The organism is Stenotrophomonas sp. S49, assembly GCF_016624905.1.
Taxonomy (GTDB): Bacteria; Pseudomonadota; Gammaproteobacteria; order Xanthomonadales; family Xanthomonadaceae; genus Stenotrophomonas.
Genome location: NZ_JACVUD010000038.1, coordinates 21,083 through 35,220, shown reverse-complemented (window position 1 = coordinate 35,220; position 14,138 = coordinate 21,083). Strand labels below are relative to the sequence as shown.

At 64.4% G+C, this 14,138-nt stretch carries 15 protein-coding genes; 8 read left to right on the top strand and 7 right to left on the bottom strand.

The features are described 5' to 3' along the window. Window positions 1-68: 68 nt before the first annotated feature. Together IAE58_RS10320 and speA are read right to left on the bottom strand one after the other, a co-directional pair. On the bottom strand, window positions 69-389 hold the full coding sequence (locus IAE58_RS10320) for a DUF6122 family protein (RefSeq protein ID WP_012512348.1): 321 nt from the start codon (window positions 387-389) through the stop codon (window positions 69-71). Between the two features lie 57 nt (window positions 390-446). Continuing rightward, window positions 447-2,336, bottom strand: a complete 1,890-nt coding sequence (gene speA / locus IAE58_RS10315) for an arginine decarboxylase (RefSeq protein ID WP_199933020.1) — start codon at window positions 2,334-2,336, stop codon at window positions 447-449. A 179-nt stretch (window positions 2,337-2,515) separates the two neighbouring features. On the opposite strand from speA, the gene speE reads away from it, so the two are divergent. Further along, window positions 2,516-3,370, top strand: a complete 855-nt coding sequence (speE, locus tag IAE58_RS10310) for a polyamine aminopropyltransferase (protein WP_108754428.1) — start codon at window positions 2,516-2,518, stop codon at window positions 3,368-3,370. Window positions 3,371-3,517: 147 nt separating this feature from the next. Here the strand turns inward: speE and IAE58_RS10305 are convergent, their stop codons facing one another. Beyond that, window positions 3,518-4,423 carry an aspartyl/asparaginyl beta-hydroxylase domain-containing protein gene (locus IAE58_RS10305; protein ID WP_199911456.1) on the bottom strand — a complete coding sequence of 302 codons (906 nt, stop codon included), beginning with the start codon at window positions 4,421-4,423 and terminating at the stop codon, window positions 3,518-3,520. 484 nt (window positions 4,424-4,907) lie between these two features. Here IAE58_RS10305 and IAE58_RS10300 point away from each other — a divergent pair, with 484 nt between their 5' ends. After that, window positions 4,908-5,567: an RIO1 family regulatory kinase/ATPase gene (locus IAE58_RS10300; protein ID WP_199933021.1), complete on the top strand. Its 660-nt coding sequence runs from the start codon at window positions 4,908-4,910 to the stop codon at window positions 5,565-5,567. 452 nt (window positions 5,568-6,019) lie between these two features. Next, window positions 6,020-6,829, top strand: a complete 810-nt coding sequence (locus IAE58_RS10295) for a trypsin-like serine protease (protein ID WP_199934799.1) — start codon at window positions 6,020-6,022, stop codon at window positions 6,827-6,829. Between the two features lie 143 nt (window positions 6,830-6,972). Here IAE58_RS10295 and IAE58_RS10290 read toward each other — a convergent pair whose 3' ends face one another. After that, complete coding sequence (locus IAE58_RS10290; RefSeq protein WP_108751139.1) at window positions 6,973-7,311, bottom strand: P-II family nitrogen regulator; 339 nt, start codon at window positions 7,309-7,311, stop codon at window positions 6,973-6,975. Window positions 7,312-7,447: 136 nt separating this feature from the next. Here IAE58_RS10290 and IAE58_RS10285 point away from each other — a divergent pair, with 136 nt between their 5' ends. From IAE58_RS10285 to IAE58_RS10270, 4 genes are all read left to right on the top strand, one after another. Next, on the top strand, window positions 7,448-7,699 hold the full coding sequence (locus IAE58_RS10285) for an accessory factor UbiK family protein (protein ID WP_108754433.1): 252 nt from the start codon (window positions 7,448-7,450) through the stop codon (window positions 7,697-7,699). Window positions 7,700-8,189: 490 nt separating this feature from the next. Then, the gene (locus IAE58_RS10280) at window positions 8,190-8,546 is read left to right on the top strand and encodes a hypothetical protein (protein ID WP_108757410.1); all 357 of its coding nucleotides are present in this window, start codon (window positions 8,190-8,192) and stop codon (window positions 8,544-8,546) included. 4 nt (window positions 8,547-8,550) lie between these two features. Next, window positions 8,551-9,045 carry a cold-shock protein gene (locus IAE58_RS10275; RefSeq protein WP_199933796.1) on the top strand — a complete coding sequence of 165 codons (495 nt, stop codon included), beginning with the start codon at window positions 8,551-8,553 and terminating at the stop codon, window positions 9,043-9,045. Window positions 9,046-9,471: 426 nt separating this feature from the next. After that, complete coding sequence (locus IAE58_RS10270) at window positions 9,472-9,777, top strand: hypothetical protein (protein WP_199933797.1); 306 nt, start codon at window positions 9,472-9,474, stop codon at window positions 9,775-9,777. Between the two features lie 230 nt (window positions 9,778-10,007). On the opposite strand, the gene IAE58_RS10265 is transcribed toward IAE58_RS10270, so the two are convergent. Further along, on the bottom strand, window positions 10,008-10,568 hold the full coding sequence (locus IAE58_RS10265; RefSeq protein ID WP_199933798.1) for a hypothetical protein: 561 nt from the start codon (window positions 10,566-10,568) through the stop codon (window positions 10,008-10,010). Between the two features lie 348 nt (window positions 10,569-10,916). Between IAE58_RS10265 and IAE58_RS10260 the strand changes: the two genes are divergently transcribed. Beyond that, window positions 10,917-12,422, top strand: a complete 1,506-nt coding sequence (locus IAE58_RS10260; protein WP_199933799.1) for a YifB family Mg chelatase-like AAA ATPase — start codon at window positions 10,917-10,919, stop codon at window positions 12,420-12,422. A 94-nt stretch (window positions 12,423-12,516) separates the two neighbouring features. Here IAE58_RS10260 and IAE58_RS10255 read toward each other — a convergent pair whose 3' ends face one another. Beyond that, window positions 12,517-13,431, bottom strand: a complete 915-nt coding sequence (locus tag IAE58_RS10255; protein ID WP_199933800.1) for a DUF2971 domain-containing protein — start codon at window positions 13,429-13,431, stop codon at window positions 12,517-12,519. Between the two features lie 176 nt (window positions 13,432-13,607). Then, window positions 13,608-14,129 carry a DUF6622 family protein gene (locus IAE58_RS10250; RefSeq protein ID WP_199933801.1) on the bottom strand — a complete coding sequence of 174 codons (522 nt, stop codon included), beginning with the start codon at window positions 14,127-14,129 and terminating at the stop codon, window positions 13,608-13,610. Between the last annotated feature and the right edge of the window lie 9 nt (window positions 14,130-14,138).

Genomic DNA, 14,138 nt, shown 5'->3' with positions numbered 1-14,138 from the left:
CCCCCCCCCCCCCCCCCCCCCCCCCCCCCCCCCCCCCCCCCCCCCCCGGCGGTTCGCGGCGCTGGCCGTCAGCGGTGGTGCATCCACCAGCAATCAATGGCGTCCAGCACGATGTGGATCATCAGCCCGATGCCCACCAGCCGGGTTTTCTTCGGCACGCACAGGCCGGCATATACCGCAATCGCCGGTGCAGTGTGCAGCGGATGGAAACCGATGCTGCAGCGGTTCGGCGCGTAGATCGGGTCGGCCAGCAGATGGTCCAGATCGATGATCCAGCCCAGCAGCATCAACAGCCACGCCGAGGCAAAGCGCTTGCGCCAGAACAGCCATGCCAACAGGGCTGGCACGGCGGCATGCAGGAACAGATGGAAGATCGCACGGGCGCTCATCGGGCGAGGCTCACCAAGACCGGTAGCGCCGGGCCAGGCCCGGCGTTCCCATGAACATCAGACCAGCGGTTCGTCGGACAGGTAGGTGTAGCCGGTCAGGCCCGCTTCCAGCGCCTCGGACAGTTCCTGCGCACGCTCCGGCGACACATCGGCCGCCGCCACGCGCTGGGCGTAGGCCGCACGCAGGTCGTCCAGCTTGTAGCCCACGTAGTCCAGCATCACGTCGGTGGTATCACCGCGGCGCTGCTGGGTGATCGCGTAGCCATCGGCATCGGCCACCACTTCCACCGCGTCGGTATCGCCGAACAGGTTGTGGATGTCGCCCAGGATTTCCTGGTAGGCACCGACCATGAAGAAACCGATGCGGTAGCTTTCACCGTGCTTGATCGCGTGCAGCGGCAGCGAGGTGTCCAGGCTTTCGTTCTCGACATAGGTCTTCACCATGCCGTCCGAATCGCAGGTCATGTCGGCGATGATGCCGCGGCGGTCGGGGGTCTCGTTCAGGCGCTCGATCGGCACGATCGGGAACACCTGGTCGATCGCCCAGGCATCGGGAATCGATTCGAACACGCTGAAGTTGACGAAGTACTTGTCCACCAGGCGCTCGTTCAGTTCATCCAGCGCCGGGCGGTGGCTCTTTTCGTCGTAGCTCAGGCGCGCGCGCACGCCGTGGGCGATGGCGTAGAACAGATCGTCGATGCGCGCACGCTGCGGCAGGTCGATCTGGCCCAGCGCGTAGCTGGCCAGGCCTTCGGCATGGAAATGCTGCGCTTCCTGGAACAGTTCCACCGCCGGGCGCACGTCCAGTTCCTCGTGGATCTCGCGCAGGTGGCGGATCGAGGCCGGCTCGTCGACGTGTGCGTCGGGCACGCGGCCTTCCTGCGCCTGCTCCACTTCAGACACGTTGGCGATCAGCACCGCGTGGTGCGCGGTCATCGCGCGGCCGCACTCGGTCACGATGCGCGGCGGGGTCAGGCCGTGTTCTTCGCAGGCATTGGCCAGCGGCTGCACGATGTTGCTGGCGTAGGAATGCAGGCCGTAGTTGATCGAGCAGAAGCTGCGCGAACGGGTGCCTTCGTAATCCACACCCAGGCCGCCACCCACGTCCACGTGGGTGATCTTCGCGCCCAGCTGCGACAGCTCGACGAAGTAGCGGGTGGCCTCGCGCATGCCGTTGGCGATGTCGCGCACGTTGGAAATCTGCGAGCCCATGTGGAAATGCAGCAGGCTCAGGCAGTCGGCGTATTCGGTATCGCGCAGCGACTTCCACAGGTCCAGCAGCTGGCGCGGGGACAGGCCGAACTTGGCCTTGTCGCCACCGCTGTTCTGCCACTTGCCGGCGCCCAGCGAAGCCAGGCGCATGCGCACGCCCAGGCCCGGCTTCACGTCCAGTGCCTTGGATTCCTCCAGCACCAGCTTCAGCTCGGACGGCTTCTCGATCACGATGAAGGTCTGCAGGCCCAGCTTGCGGCCAATCAGGGCCAGGCGGATGTACTCGCGGTCCTTGTAGCCGTTGCAGACGATCAGGCCACCCGGGCGCGACAGCGCCAGCACGGCCATCAGTTCGGGCTTGCTGCCCGCTTCCAGGCCGAAGCCTTCACCGTGGTGGCTGGCCAGCGTGCCGGCCACACCGCGGTGCTGGTTCACCTTGATCGGGTACACGGCGGTGTAGCCGCCGGTGTAATCCCAGTCCTGCTGGGCCTGGGCGAAGGCCGCCTGCAGCTTGCCCAGGCGCTGGCCCAGGATGTCCGGGAAGCGCACCAGCAGCGGCAGCTTGGCGCCGCCTTCACGCGCGGCGTCCACCACCTTGGGCAGCGATACCACCGGGCCGTCCGCCCCGGTCGGTCTCACCACCATGTGCCCGGCCTGATCCACATCGAAATAACCATCCGCCCAATGCGGGATCGAGTAGGTCTTGCGGGCTTGGTCGAGGGACCAATCGGTCATTGCAGTCGGCCTTGTGGCAAATAAAAGGGGGGGCATGATAACGCCTATATGCCCACAGGTTCGTTATCATGCGCGCCCGCGCCCGTGGCAGGTCTGAACCTGAACGGGCCGATCCGTCCGGAAGCGAGGCACCCCGCCGTCAGCCCGGCTCCATCCCCTCCGAACAGGACCGTATCTCCATGACTGACAGCAGCAACTGGTACATCGAACACTTCGAACGCACTGGCTCGGCCATCGGCTACCGCATCACCGGCAAGCTGGACGAAGTGCAGTCGCCGTTCCAGAAGATCGAAATCTTCCAGACCACCGACTGGGGCAACCTGATGACCATCGACGGGGCCATCATGCTGACCAGCAAGGACAACTTCTTCTACCACGAGATGATCAGCCACCCGGTGCTGTTCACCCACGCCGCGCCCAAGCGCGTGGTCATCATCGGTGGCGGCGACTGCGGCACCCTGCGCGAAGTGCTCAAGCACCGCGGCGTGGAGAGCGTGACCCAGTGCGATATCGACGAGCAGGTCACCGTGATGGCGCGCAAGCACTTCCCGGAACTGTGCGATTCCAACGATGACGCCCGTGCCGAGCTGCTGTTCGACGACGGCGTGGCCTACATGGCCAACTGCCCGGCCGGCAGCGTGGACGTGGTGATCGTGGACTCGACCGACCCGGTCGGCCCGGGCGAAGGTCTGTTCAACAAGGCCTTCTACGAAAGCTGCTTCAAGGCCCTGAAGGACGACGGCATCCTGGTGCAGCAGTCCGAATCGCCGCTGATGCAGCTGGAGCTGATCAACGAAATGCGCACGGAAATGGGCAAGGCCGGCTTCGGCTCGTTCAAGACCCTGCCGTTCCCGCAGCCGTGCTACCCCACCGGCTGGTGGAGCGTGACCATGGCCCGCAAGGGCGAGAGCGGTTTCGACTTCCGCCAGGCCGATTCGGCCGCCAAGACCTTCAACACCCTGTACTACACCGCCGCGCTGCACACCGGCGTGCTGGTGACCCCGCCGTTCGTGCAGGCCGCACTGAAGGGTTGATCCAAACAAAAACCCGCGCTGGCGACAGCGCGGGTTTCTTGTTTCCGTAGAGTCGAGCTTGCTCGACTGCTTCTGCACCCAGCCGTAGAGCAGTCGAGCAAGCTCGACTCTACGATCCGGCGCGCATCGTTTCCGGCGACCGTTCGATCAGATCGCCCAGATACCGGCAATCACCGCTACCACCAGGCCCCACTTGATTACCTGGTAGGCCACCACGCTGCGTTCGCGCAGTGCCTTGGCCTTCAGGCGCACCTTGTACAGGCCACCGAAAGCCTTGTTCACGCCACCGGTCGGGTCACCGGGCAGGTTCGGCGATGCACCGCCGGCCAGCAACGTGGCCGCCACGGCGCGGTTGAACAGGCCCGGCAGGCCGAAGCGCAGCGGGCGGGCGATATCGCAGAACAGAATCACGCGGTCCTGGTCGGTCTCGTTGTGCGCATGGTGGATGTAGGTCTCGTCGAACATCATCCACTCGCCATCGCGCCAGCTCTTCTTCACCCCGTCCACCACGATGTAGCAGCCATCGTCGTTGGGCGTGCTCAGGCCCAGGTGCAGGCGCAGCGAACCGGCGAACGGATCGCGGTGCGGGCGCAGCTCGCTGCCCGGCGGCAGCTGCGCGAACATCGCCGCGCGCACATCGGGAATCGATTCGATCAGCGCCACGGTCTTCGGGCACATGGCCTTGGCCGACGGGTGCGACGGGCCGTACCACTTCAGGTAGAAGCGCTTCCAGCCACGGCGGAAGAACGAATTGAAGCCGGCATCGTTGTAGCTGCTGGAGGCGGCGATCTTCTGCGCATCGCGCAGCGCCAGCGCCTCATCGCGGATCACCTGCCAGTTCTGGCGCAGCGGTTCCAGCTGCGGCAGCTCCTTGCCCGGGTCCAGGAACGGCGTGGTCGGCACCTTCGAGAACAGGTACATGATCACGTTGATCGGGGCCATGAAGCTGGAATGGTCCAGCAACTGGCGCGACCAGCGCGCGCGGACCTTGCCGCGGAAATGGATGTACAGCACGCAGGCCACGAACAGCGCTGCCAGGACAATCTTGATGATCAAAACACTTTCCTCCAGCGGGTGCCGGACAGGGAAACGAACGATGCGGCCGCGCGGCCAGCACCAGGTTGGGGACGCGGCAGGGGACGGTGACGTGCCGGGTGGGAGCGGCCGCCGATGTCGCGGATTAACAGCTTATGGTCGGCAGCCGGTGGGCCGTGGTCAAGACGCGCGTGAGTCAGGTTCAGCAGCTGGCGGTAGGCGCTGCCCAAGGCCCACGACCTCCTGCCCGCCACGCACCGGGCCGCACTGATGCCACACAACACATTGATAGGTAAAGACATATTGGATAACTGAGACAGAATTGTCCGACCCTGCGCGACGAACTGTTCCAGCCACGACCCCGACATTTCTACGACAAACCGTGGAATAGCGAACTCGGCGGTACTAAAATTGCACTTAACGAAAGTTTAGCTAATCCCCCCAGTCGTACCGGTTCGCTTGACGCTCAGCGCCGCCCACCGGGTCGTCCGAGACCCCGCACATGAATCTCTCTGCCTCCCCCTCCCCGTCCTGCGGCGATGACGCCGTGGCCCCGCTGCTGCTCAAGCGCGGCGATCGTTTCCTGGCCCCGGACGTCTACCGCACCTTCATGGACGGCCGTCCGGCCGTGGTGAAGGACTATTCCCGTTACCGTGGCACGCCGGTTTCGCTGATCGCGCGCCTGATGGTGCGCCGCGAAGCGCGCATGCTGCAGCGCCTGGGTGGCTGGAAGCACGCCCCGGCCCTGCTGGGCACCTTGGGCGGCCTGGCGCTGGGCATGGAATTCATTCCCGGCCAGACCCTGAGCACCGCCCAGGCGGTGGGCAACGACGTGTTCGAACAACTGCAGCACGCCCTCAGCCGCCTGCACGCCGCCGGCATCACCCACAACGACCTGCACGGCACCAATGTGGTGGTGAGCGCCGGCGTGCCGGTGCTGCTGGACTTCACCTCGGCCTGGCGCGTACCGCGCTGGCTGCGCCGCAACCCGCTCAGCCGCCAGCTGAGCCGCAGCGACATGAAGAACCTGCTGAAGATGCGCCAGCGCGTGACCGGCCAGGCCCCGAGCGCCGCGCAGGCCGCCCTGGTGGCGGACCCGGGCTGGGTGTCCGCCGTGCGCCAGAGCTGGAAGCGGTTCTATAAGTGGGCGAAGCAGCGTTAAGCGCTTTTGGCGGCCGGGTGGGTGGATGGCCTGGCGGCATTGAATGTTTGACGGGATGGAATGCTTGGCGGGGATGGAATGCCTGGCGGGGTAGAGTCGACTGTTAGTCGACTGCTCTTCCCATCCGTGACCGAAATGCCCGCGCTGCGCGCGTTAGTCGACTAACAGTCGACTCTACCCCGTCGCATTCCGGCATCCCGTAGCATTCCGACATCCTGTCGCGTTCGGGCATCCCATCGCGTTCCGACGTCCCATCGCGCTCCACCATCCCATCGCGCTAGCGCTGCAGGCGCCGCGCACCCGCCGCGCACTCCGTCTACCGGAGTGGCAGTCGCCACCCCTCATTCCGCCGGGTTGATCACGCCGGAAGGGCACTTCGTCGCACATGGGTGTTCGCGCCAGCCAATCCCGGCTAGGGTCATCGCCTTCCATGCACAGGACTGCACCGAACCATGCGCCGCTGGCTCCTACTCGCCCTGGCTACCCTTCCCCTCACCGCCGGCGCCATCGTCATCCGCAGCGATGTGGATGACAGCGCCTACCGCGTACCGGCCTCCGAATTCCCGGCCCTGGCCGACCTGCCCGGCGAGGGCCACGGCGCCCTGATCGCGCCGCGCTGGGTGGTGACGGCCGCACACGCCGCGCCCATGGAAGGCATGGACGCCGAGGTGCAGATCAACGGTCACCCGTACCGTGTCGAGCGCGTGTTCGTGCATCCCGGTTACCGGCGCATGCCCGATGCGCTTGGCCAGGCGGCGCTGGCGTCAGGCAACCCAGGCCCCATCCATGCTTTCCTCGCCGCCTCCGATGACATCGCCCTGATCCAGCTGGCCGCACCGGTCAGCGACGTTGCGCCGGTTCGCCTCTATCGCGGGCACGACGAAGCGGGAAAGATCGCTACCCTGGTCGGCAAGGGCGCCACGGGCACCGGCATGACCGGGCTGGTGCCGGGTGGATCGCACCGCGGCGTACTGCGCCGCGCGGAAAACGCGGTGACCGGCGGCAACGATCGCTATCTCTGGTATCGATTCGACGGCCCCAGCGGCGGCCTGCCGCTGGAAGGCGTGCTCGGCAGCGGTGACAGCGGCGGGCCATTGATGATCCGCGACGCTCAGGGCTGGCAGCTGATCGGCCTGGGTTCGTGGATCACCGCAGTGCCCGAGCATGCGCTTGAAGCCGGCTACTACGGGCAGGTGGTGCACAACGTGCGCATTTCGCGCTATGCCGACTGGATCGACCGCGTGATGCGCACCGCCCCGTAGAGTCCACTGTCAGTCGACTATCGCGCGCAGCGCGGACATTTCGGTCACGGACGGGAAGAGCAGTCGACTGACAGTCGACTCTACCCCGTAGCGTTCCCGCAACCAGTCGCGGTTCGACACCCCACCGCCCACACGCCCCCCCCTTACAGCGCGTCAGCGTCCAGTTCACCCGTACGAATACGCACCACGCTGCCCAGGTCGTACACGAATACCTTGCCGTCGCCGATCTTGCCGGTGCCTGCGGCCTTCACGATCGATTCCACCACGGCCTCCACCTGGTCGTCGGTCACCGCCACTTCCAGCTTCACCTTCGGCAGGAAATCGACCACGTACTCGGCGCCGCGGTACAGCTCGGTATGGCCCTTCTGCCGACCAAAGCCCTTCACCTCGGTTACCGTAATGCCGGTCACTCCGCGCTCGGCCAGCGCTTCGCGCACGTCGTCGAGCTTGAACGGCTTGATTACCGCCATGACCATCTTCATCGCCAATCTCCTGTATTCCGGCGTGGAGGATAGCGCCTGAACGCGCCCGGTGCGAAACCGCCCACGCCTGTGCGGGCGACCGGCCCGGCAGTATCCTTGTGGCCTGCACGGCCCGCCCGCACCCCGGAGTACCCCCATGATCGACCTGAACCAACTGGATGACCTTGCCCGCCGCCTGAGCGACCTGGTGCCGCCGGGCCTGCGCGAATCGCGCGAGGAACTGCAGGCCACCTTCAAGAGCGCGCTGCAGGCCGGCCTGGCCAAGCTGGACCTGGTTACCCGCGAGGAGTTTGAAGTGCAGCGTGCGGTGCTGTTGAAGACCCGCGAAAAGCTGGATGCGCTGGAAGCCACGGTGCGCGAACTGGAAGGGCGCGGCAGCGCGGAGTAAACGAGGCGGCGGTGCAATGCCGCCGTTACTTTGGGCCATGGCTACCGCCGGTAGCAGCGCGGTCGATGTCGCATCTGCCACAGTCAGATGCCTCATAGTGGAAAGTCCGACACATAACGTCCAATCCTTGCAGAAGCGCTGCCCTGCAAGGCTCTCGACGCCGTTCCACGCTGTGCCACAATGCCGAAAGCGACCAGGGCTTTGGCGTCTTTGACCCCAACCCCTTGGCATCTCCAACAACATCTGGCAACTCTGGTAGGGCCACCGAAAACGGGTGGTCGGGCGTCGAAAACCCGGTTTGCTGTTGTTGTTTACGCTTGTCAGCCGGCACCACCGCGCGTGGTGCCGGCTGGCAATCCGTCTGCCGGCTATGGCGGGCGGTGCGTGGGGGTCTTGTACCCGCCGGCCTCAACAGCAACCGGTTTTCGAGCCACGCATCGTCCGCCACCTCTATCGGTGGCGGCTTCTGCCTGCATGCACGGAGCCAGCCATGACCACGCCACACTCCCCGCCACCGCGTCCCATCCAGGAAGCGCCCTCGCCCACCCCAGCGCGTGATCCCAACAGCCTGATCGCCGTGCTGCACAGCATCGGCGCCGGTGCTGCCGCCGACGGCCAGCCCTGGCCCGAACGCCACCCGTTGCGCAGCCGGCAGATCGCCCTGGCCGACGCCGACTGCGCCCTGACCGGCCAGCGCATCGTGCAGGAACTGCTGCTGGCCGCCGAGCGCACACGGCAGAACGGCGAGCCCGATCAGTACGTGGGCGACCGCGTGATGGAGGGCCTGGTAATGGCAGATGTCGCGCTGACGGCATTCATCCACGAACGCCTGCGGCCACGGGAGTAAGCGCATGAAGAGGAACGCGTTTACCGCTGTTGCCGCCTGCATCGCGCTGTTCGGCACCGTGTGGGTCGCCTGGCCCGCGCCGGCCAGCGAACAGGTGTGGTCGTACCAGAAGCTGCAGCCGGTGGATTACCGCCAATTGCACAGCAATGCGCTCGCCTTCGTTACGTTGAAGAGGCGACAGGGGTTTGAGTTGCGTGCGCGTGATGGCGGCGCTGGCCCGGTGTCATTCGAGATCCTGTGCAGAGGCGTGCAGGTGTTGGACGTGGAGAACACGGCCGCGCGCGTGGTGATCCGAATGCCGGGTGATGCGCAGATGCGCGCGCCGGATATCGAGAACCTACGCGCCAGTTTCGTGCGTTGGATGACGATCTATCAGAACGACAGCTGGTTGCTGACGGAGCGGGCGGGGCCGTCATGGATCGAGAAGCGGATGGAGCCGGGTGGGTCGGTGGCTGAGAGTGAGCGTTGTCTGGTTGGGAGGCATTTGGAGGCTCGTTAGGCGCGTGCCCGTCAATGCCGGAGACCAATCGCATCATGCCGGCCAGCCGTCTCGGCCAACACAAAGCGCGCCATCTTGAGCATCTTGCGAACCAGCGGCGCAGAGGCTTGGCGGCAGTGATGGGAACAATCGCATCGCCCGCCATGCTGTCGCAATCAGCCAATATTCCGGAAGCAGCTCGGCACCAAGCCCGTGGGGGACAGGCCTCACCCACAACCTACCCACGCGGTAGCGGGGCCGACTCCGTAGGCGTCACTGCCGGAGTGAGCTTGTCACACGACGTGACCAGCGTCGCGGCTGGAGTTCAGCACTCGTGCATATACTCAGCCCAAGCAGTTCGTTTCGCTGAACGTAAACGCCTGAACACACAAGGGAGCTGCCATGCGGCACGCCACACCACCTCCCGTTCCCCAGCGACTGCGCGAGATGCTCAAGGACTACCCGGAGCATATTCAAAAATTGCAGTCTGCGTTGAACCACGTAGCCGAAAAGCCGTCTACGGGCATACCCGTAATCGAGCAGGCAATCTGGGCGCTGGAGGATGCGCTCGAGAGGTTTGCTCTGGGCGCAGGAAAGGAAACCAAAGTGGCCGAAGCCAGCGGCGATCCGCTGGCCGTTGAACAGGCCACGGCGCGAGAATCTTTGATGTTCCGTGCTGCATCAAAGACTGTGTGGGTGGGAGACAGAGAGCTTTCAGAATACTTCCGGGCACGAGGGAAGTTCCGTTTATGAGACTACTGACGGTCAACTGGATCCCGCCGTCCACGCAAAGACCGTCCAAGAGAAGGTGCTTCCCCGGAGCCGTCTACATGACTTGCCTTCCCATGAAAGCCCCACGGCTATCATTCCAGGAGCGCAGCCCGGCTCAGGCAAAGGAAGCCGGCGCCTTGCCCGCAGCATTTGCCGCCTCGGAGACACCCCAGCAAACCAATCGCAACGAATCCATTCATTGCCATTTGATCCTAACGATCGCCAAAGCCCACCAAGCGCGCCGTCTGACGAGACCAACTTCCCAGGAGATGCTGTGCGCCGGACTCGCCACCATCCCTCAAAGAACAAAGAACTGCATCCAATTTACGCTGAACCAGATCGGAGATTGGCGAATTCAAAAGTCTCTTCAGCGTGGCATCTGCCGCAGCGAAATCGCCAAGCCGGATGGCGGATATGTATTTTATCCACTCCGAGTAGTCGCTGGTGAAGTCAAGGCCGTCGACATAGACCAATAGATCTGCCGCCGTCCTCACCGGCTCAAGCTTATTGGCGTGCGCCTTATGCATCCCGCAGAAGAAATCTTTGTCCACTTCCGCGCTTGCGATTCGCTGACCTAAAGACATGTGCAGGAAGGACAAATCATCATAGGTCGGAACTACAAAGGTCCATATGTAGGTGGAGGATGGAGCAGGATCCAGCGCGAAGCCTGAGATGACATCCGGCGTATGAAATGCGATCAAGAAGTTGCCAACGACGCGCAGACCACTGCTCTTCGCTTGGCGCTTCATTCTCCAAAGTGCTATGGATTTCATGCCAGGGCACTCACCTTTCCAGAATTCGGCAAAGAATAGTCCCTCGTGGCAGATGCTTGTAGTAGTTGCAAGTTTCCGCTGCAGTCAGACCAGCGGCTCCCGACTTCAAATTCACATCGGCACAGGTGTGTAGGCCTTCGTTCGGTTTTGCCCAGCAATACGATCTGTCTGAAGGCTCTGTAGGAAAAGAGGACCGCCGACTCCACCGTCATGGTGCGACTAGACCGAGCGATCGGTACCCGTACCGTGGGCACCCAGAATCCCCCTATCCCCTCCACCCGCAATCCCCGATGGTTTCCCACCCAGCGCTTCCCCCACCATCAAGCGCTCCCCCGCAGGAAACCACACATGAGCCTGGCTCTGGTCCACAGCCGCGCCCGCGCCGGGGTCGATGCGCCGCTGGTGCGGGTGGAAGTGCATCTGTCCGGCGGCTTGCCGGTCACCCAGATTGTCGGCCTGGCCGAAGCCAGCGTGCGCGAGTCGCGCGAACGCGTGCGTGCAGCCCTGCTCTGCGCGCGCTTCGACTTTCCGCAGCGGCGCATCACCTTGAACCTGGCCCCAGCCGATCTGCCCAAGGAGGGCGGCCGCTACGATCTGGCCATCGCGCTGGGCATCCTGGCTGCCAGCGGTCAGGTCGATCCGCAATCGCTGCTGCAGTACGAATTCCTTGGCGAACTGGGCCTGACCGGTGAGCTGCGTCCGGTCAGTGGCGCGCTGCCTGCCGCCATTGCCGCCGCCGAAGCGGGACGCATCCTGGTGGTGCCACCCGGCAACGCCGCCGAGGCCGCGCTGGCCGAGCACGCCGATGTGCGCGTGGCCCGCACCCTGTTGGAATGCTGCGCGGGCCTGAGCAATCCGCGCCTGCTGCCACCGGTGCAGCGCGTGGACACCACGCCGCTGCCGCTGCCCGATCTGGCGGACGTGCGTGGGCAGGCGCATGCACGGCGCGCGTTGGAAGTGGCGGCCGCCGGTGGCCACCATCTGCTGCTGATCGGCAGCCCCGGCTGCGGCAAGACCCTGCTGGCCTCGCGCCTGCCCAGCCTGCTGCCCGATACCGACGAGGCCGAGGCGCTGCAGTTGGCTGCCATTGCATCGGTCAGTGGCGAAGGCCTGGACCCCCGGCGCTGGCGGCAGCGGCCGTTTCGTTCCCCGCACCACAGCGCCAGCGCCGCCGCACTGGTCGGTGGCGGCAATCCCCCCTGCCCCGGCGAGATTTCCCTGGCACATCACGGCGTGCTGTTCCTGGACGAACTGCCCGAGTGGAACCGCAGCGCACTGGAAACCCTGCGCGAGCCGCTGGAGTCGGGCCATATCCGCATCGCGCGTGCGGCGCGCAGCGTGCAGTACCCCGCGCGATTCCAGCTGGTGGCCGCGATGAACCCCTGCCCCTGCGGCTGGGCCGGGGACCGCAGCAATCGCTGTCTGTGCAGCGATGAGCGCATCACCCGCTATCGCGCGCGCGTGTCGGGCCCGCTGCTGGATCGCATCGACCTGCATATCAGCGTGTCACGGCTGGATGCGGTGGAACTGCGCGAGAGCACGCCACTGGGCGAACCCAGCGCCACGGTACGCGCACGGGTTGAATCAGCACACGCCAAGCAGCGGGAACGCGGGGGGCTGAATGCCCATCTGCCGCCCGCCACGCTGCGCATCTGCACGCGGCTGAGCGAAGCCGACCAGGATCTGCTGGAACAGGCCATCGAACGGCTGCAGCTATCGGCGCGGGCGATGCACCGCATTCTGCGCGTCGCGCGCACTATTGCCGATCTGGCCGGCAGCGAGACCATCCAGACCGCGCATCTTGCCGAGGCCATCGGTTACCGGCAACTGGATCGCGGCAAGGCGAGTGCGTGAAAACGGTCTAATGGCAACGACCTCTGCACGCAATCGCCCCCAGCCCCTGGTACCTCCAATGGTTCTGCGCCACGCATCCAACTCGAAGTAATCGTTAAGCGGCAGCATCTCGCAACTCCAGTTTCTGCGTACCATTCGGGCGAGTCACGCACCTGAACGTTACGCTGTCTCCGAGACTCTCACGGCAAAGGAGGGCAAATTCTTCCTGCTCCTTGAGTGGCAGGTTCAGCCCAAAAATCACCTCGACGAGCTCACCCGGGTGATCGTATTCGCCGAAGGTTGGCTCGTAGTAGCGCCACTCCTTTTCGTAGGCCCAATCAGTGGTCTTGGTGAACAGGGCGTTCTGGATCTGCCTATCATCAATCTGCACATATCCCTCTGTTCTCATTGTCCCGTTGGGATCTCTAATTACGGCAACTCCTGTCAAGCGTCCCACACTGAAATCGAACGCCATCGCACCATCCTCATAGCGAACGGACTGACAGAACTTTGGGTCCGCCAATCGCGATCCGGTGGAAGCAGCGAAGCCAAGTGCTACGCCCTTGTGGGAATCCCCATAGTGCGACCACATAAGCATGTTGAGGGGGTCCTCCGAAAGGCTGAATATGCCAACCCTCTCAACAATCCGATCTATGGAATTGGGTTGATCGTACGGATCGGAGAACCCGGGCGTACCGACTTCCTTCAGAAAACCCTGCGCGACCTTATGCTTCTTATCAAGACCCGATGATTTCTTGATCCTGCTCAGAAGGCGATTGATGGCCCGCCCTCTCAGGGTGAAAAAGCTTCTCCCGTCTTTCTGAGCGAGAGCAGCATCTGCGATGAATCCCGCCAACTGAGCGTTCTTGACGTCGGCCACTACCTTTCTGACCTGAGCCGGGTCAGGGGGCTCGAATCTGCACTCGTTGGGGTCGTTCAGCGATGACGGCTTGGCCAACCAGACCTTCTTCTTACGAATGATTTCGCTTGTACGCTCACTGAGCGCCCGGTACTTATAGAGAATTTTCATTGACGGGCTTGACTCTGGAATCAAGCAACGGCGCCAATCGGCATCCGCTGCGGTTTGTTTTTGGGGCCCAACGTCGTAGGGCAGCTCTGCGTGTGTTGCCAACCTGGTCGCCTGTGCGGCTCCATAACGAATTCACAAAGAATTCTTGCACGCATCGCTGCGATCGCGGCGCCCGATCAACCAGCCACACCCAGCGCGCCACCACCCGCACCGCGCCGCACCGCCACCACGTACCGACAGAACTTGCCCAGGAAAATGCCGGCAAAGCCACCCGAGGTCAGCAGGTACGCCGCAGTGAACCCGGCATGGCCTGCCAGCGCCGGCGACACCGCGAAGGCCACTTCAAACCCGTACTTCACCAGGAAGGTGACCAGCAGCAGCGGCAGCAGGCTGTAGTCCGGGCTGCGGCGCAGCTTGCCGGTAGCCGGGTTCAGCGCCAGCGTCGCGCGGCGCAGCAGCAGCCAGCCGATGGCCGCGCCGGCAGCGATGCCGACCAGCCATTCACCCCACGCCTGCAGCGAGCCACCGTAGCGATGGCTGATGGACCATGCGCCCCAGGCAAGGAACAGGGCCGGCACGATCGCCAGCCGCACCAGCGAACTCTCACCCGGCTTCATGGCGGCGACGCCGCGGTACACCAGGAAGGCCAGCAGCGCCCAGACCCAGAGCGGGGTGTGCGAGAGAATCTGCATGATCATTGCGGGGAA

Coding starts and splice junctions, on each gene's coding strand:
- IAE58_RS10320 (WP_012512348.1), bottom strand. CDS start 389: ATGAGCGCCCGTGCGATCTTCCATCTGTTCCTGCATGCCGCCGTGCCA.
- speA (WP_199933020.1), bottom strand. CDS start 2,336: ATGACCGATTGGTCCCTCGACCAAGCCCGCAAGACCTACTCGATCCCG.
- speE (WP_108754428.1), top strand. CDS start 2,516: ATGACTGACAGCAGCAACTGGTACATCGAACACTTCGAACGCACTGGC.
- IAE58_RS10300 (WP_199933021.1), top strand. CDS start 4,908: ATGAATCTCTCTGCCTCCCCCTCCCCGTCCTGCGGCGATGACGCCGTG.
- IAE58_RS10295 (WP_199934799.1), top strand. CDS start 6,020: ATGCGCCGCTGGCTCCTACTCGCCCTGGCTACCCTTCCCCTCACCGCC.
- IAE58_RS10290 (WP_108751139.1), bottom strand. CDS start 7,311: ATGAAGATGGTCATGGCGGTAATCAAGCCGTTCAAGCTCGACGACGTG.
- IAE58_RS10285 (WP_108754433.1), top strand. CDS start 7,448: ATGATCGACCTGAACCAACTGGATGACCTTGCCCGCCGCCTGAGCGAC.
- IAE58_RS10280 (WP_108757410.1), top strand. CDS start 8,190: ATGACCACGCCACACTCCCCGCCACCGCGTCCCATCCAGGAAGCGCCC.
- IAE58_RS10275 (WP_199933796.1), top strand. CDS start 8,551: ATGAAGAGGAACGCGTTTACCGCTGTTGCCGCCTGCATCGCGCTGTTC.
- IAE58_RS10270 (WP_199933797.1), top strand. CDS start 9,472: ATGCTCAAGGACTACCCGGAGCATATTCAAAAATTGCAGTCTGCGTTG.
- IAE58_RS10265 (WP_199933798.1), bottom strand. CDS start 10,568: ATGAAATCCATAGCACTTTGGAGAATGAAGCGCCAAGCGAAGAGCAGT.
- IAE58_RS10260 (WP_199933799.1), top strand. CDS start 10,917: ATGAGCCTGGCTCTGGTCCACAGCCGCGCCCGCGCCGGGGTCGATGCG.
- IAE58_RS10255 (WP_199933800.1), bottom strand. CDS start 13,431: ATGAAAATTCTCTATAAGTACCGGGCGCTCAGTGAGCGTACAAGCGAA.
- IAE58_RS10250 (WP_199933801.1), bottom strand. CDS start 14,129: ATGATCATGCAGATTCTCTCGCACACCCCGCTCTGGGTCTGGGCGCTG.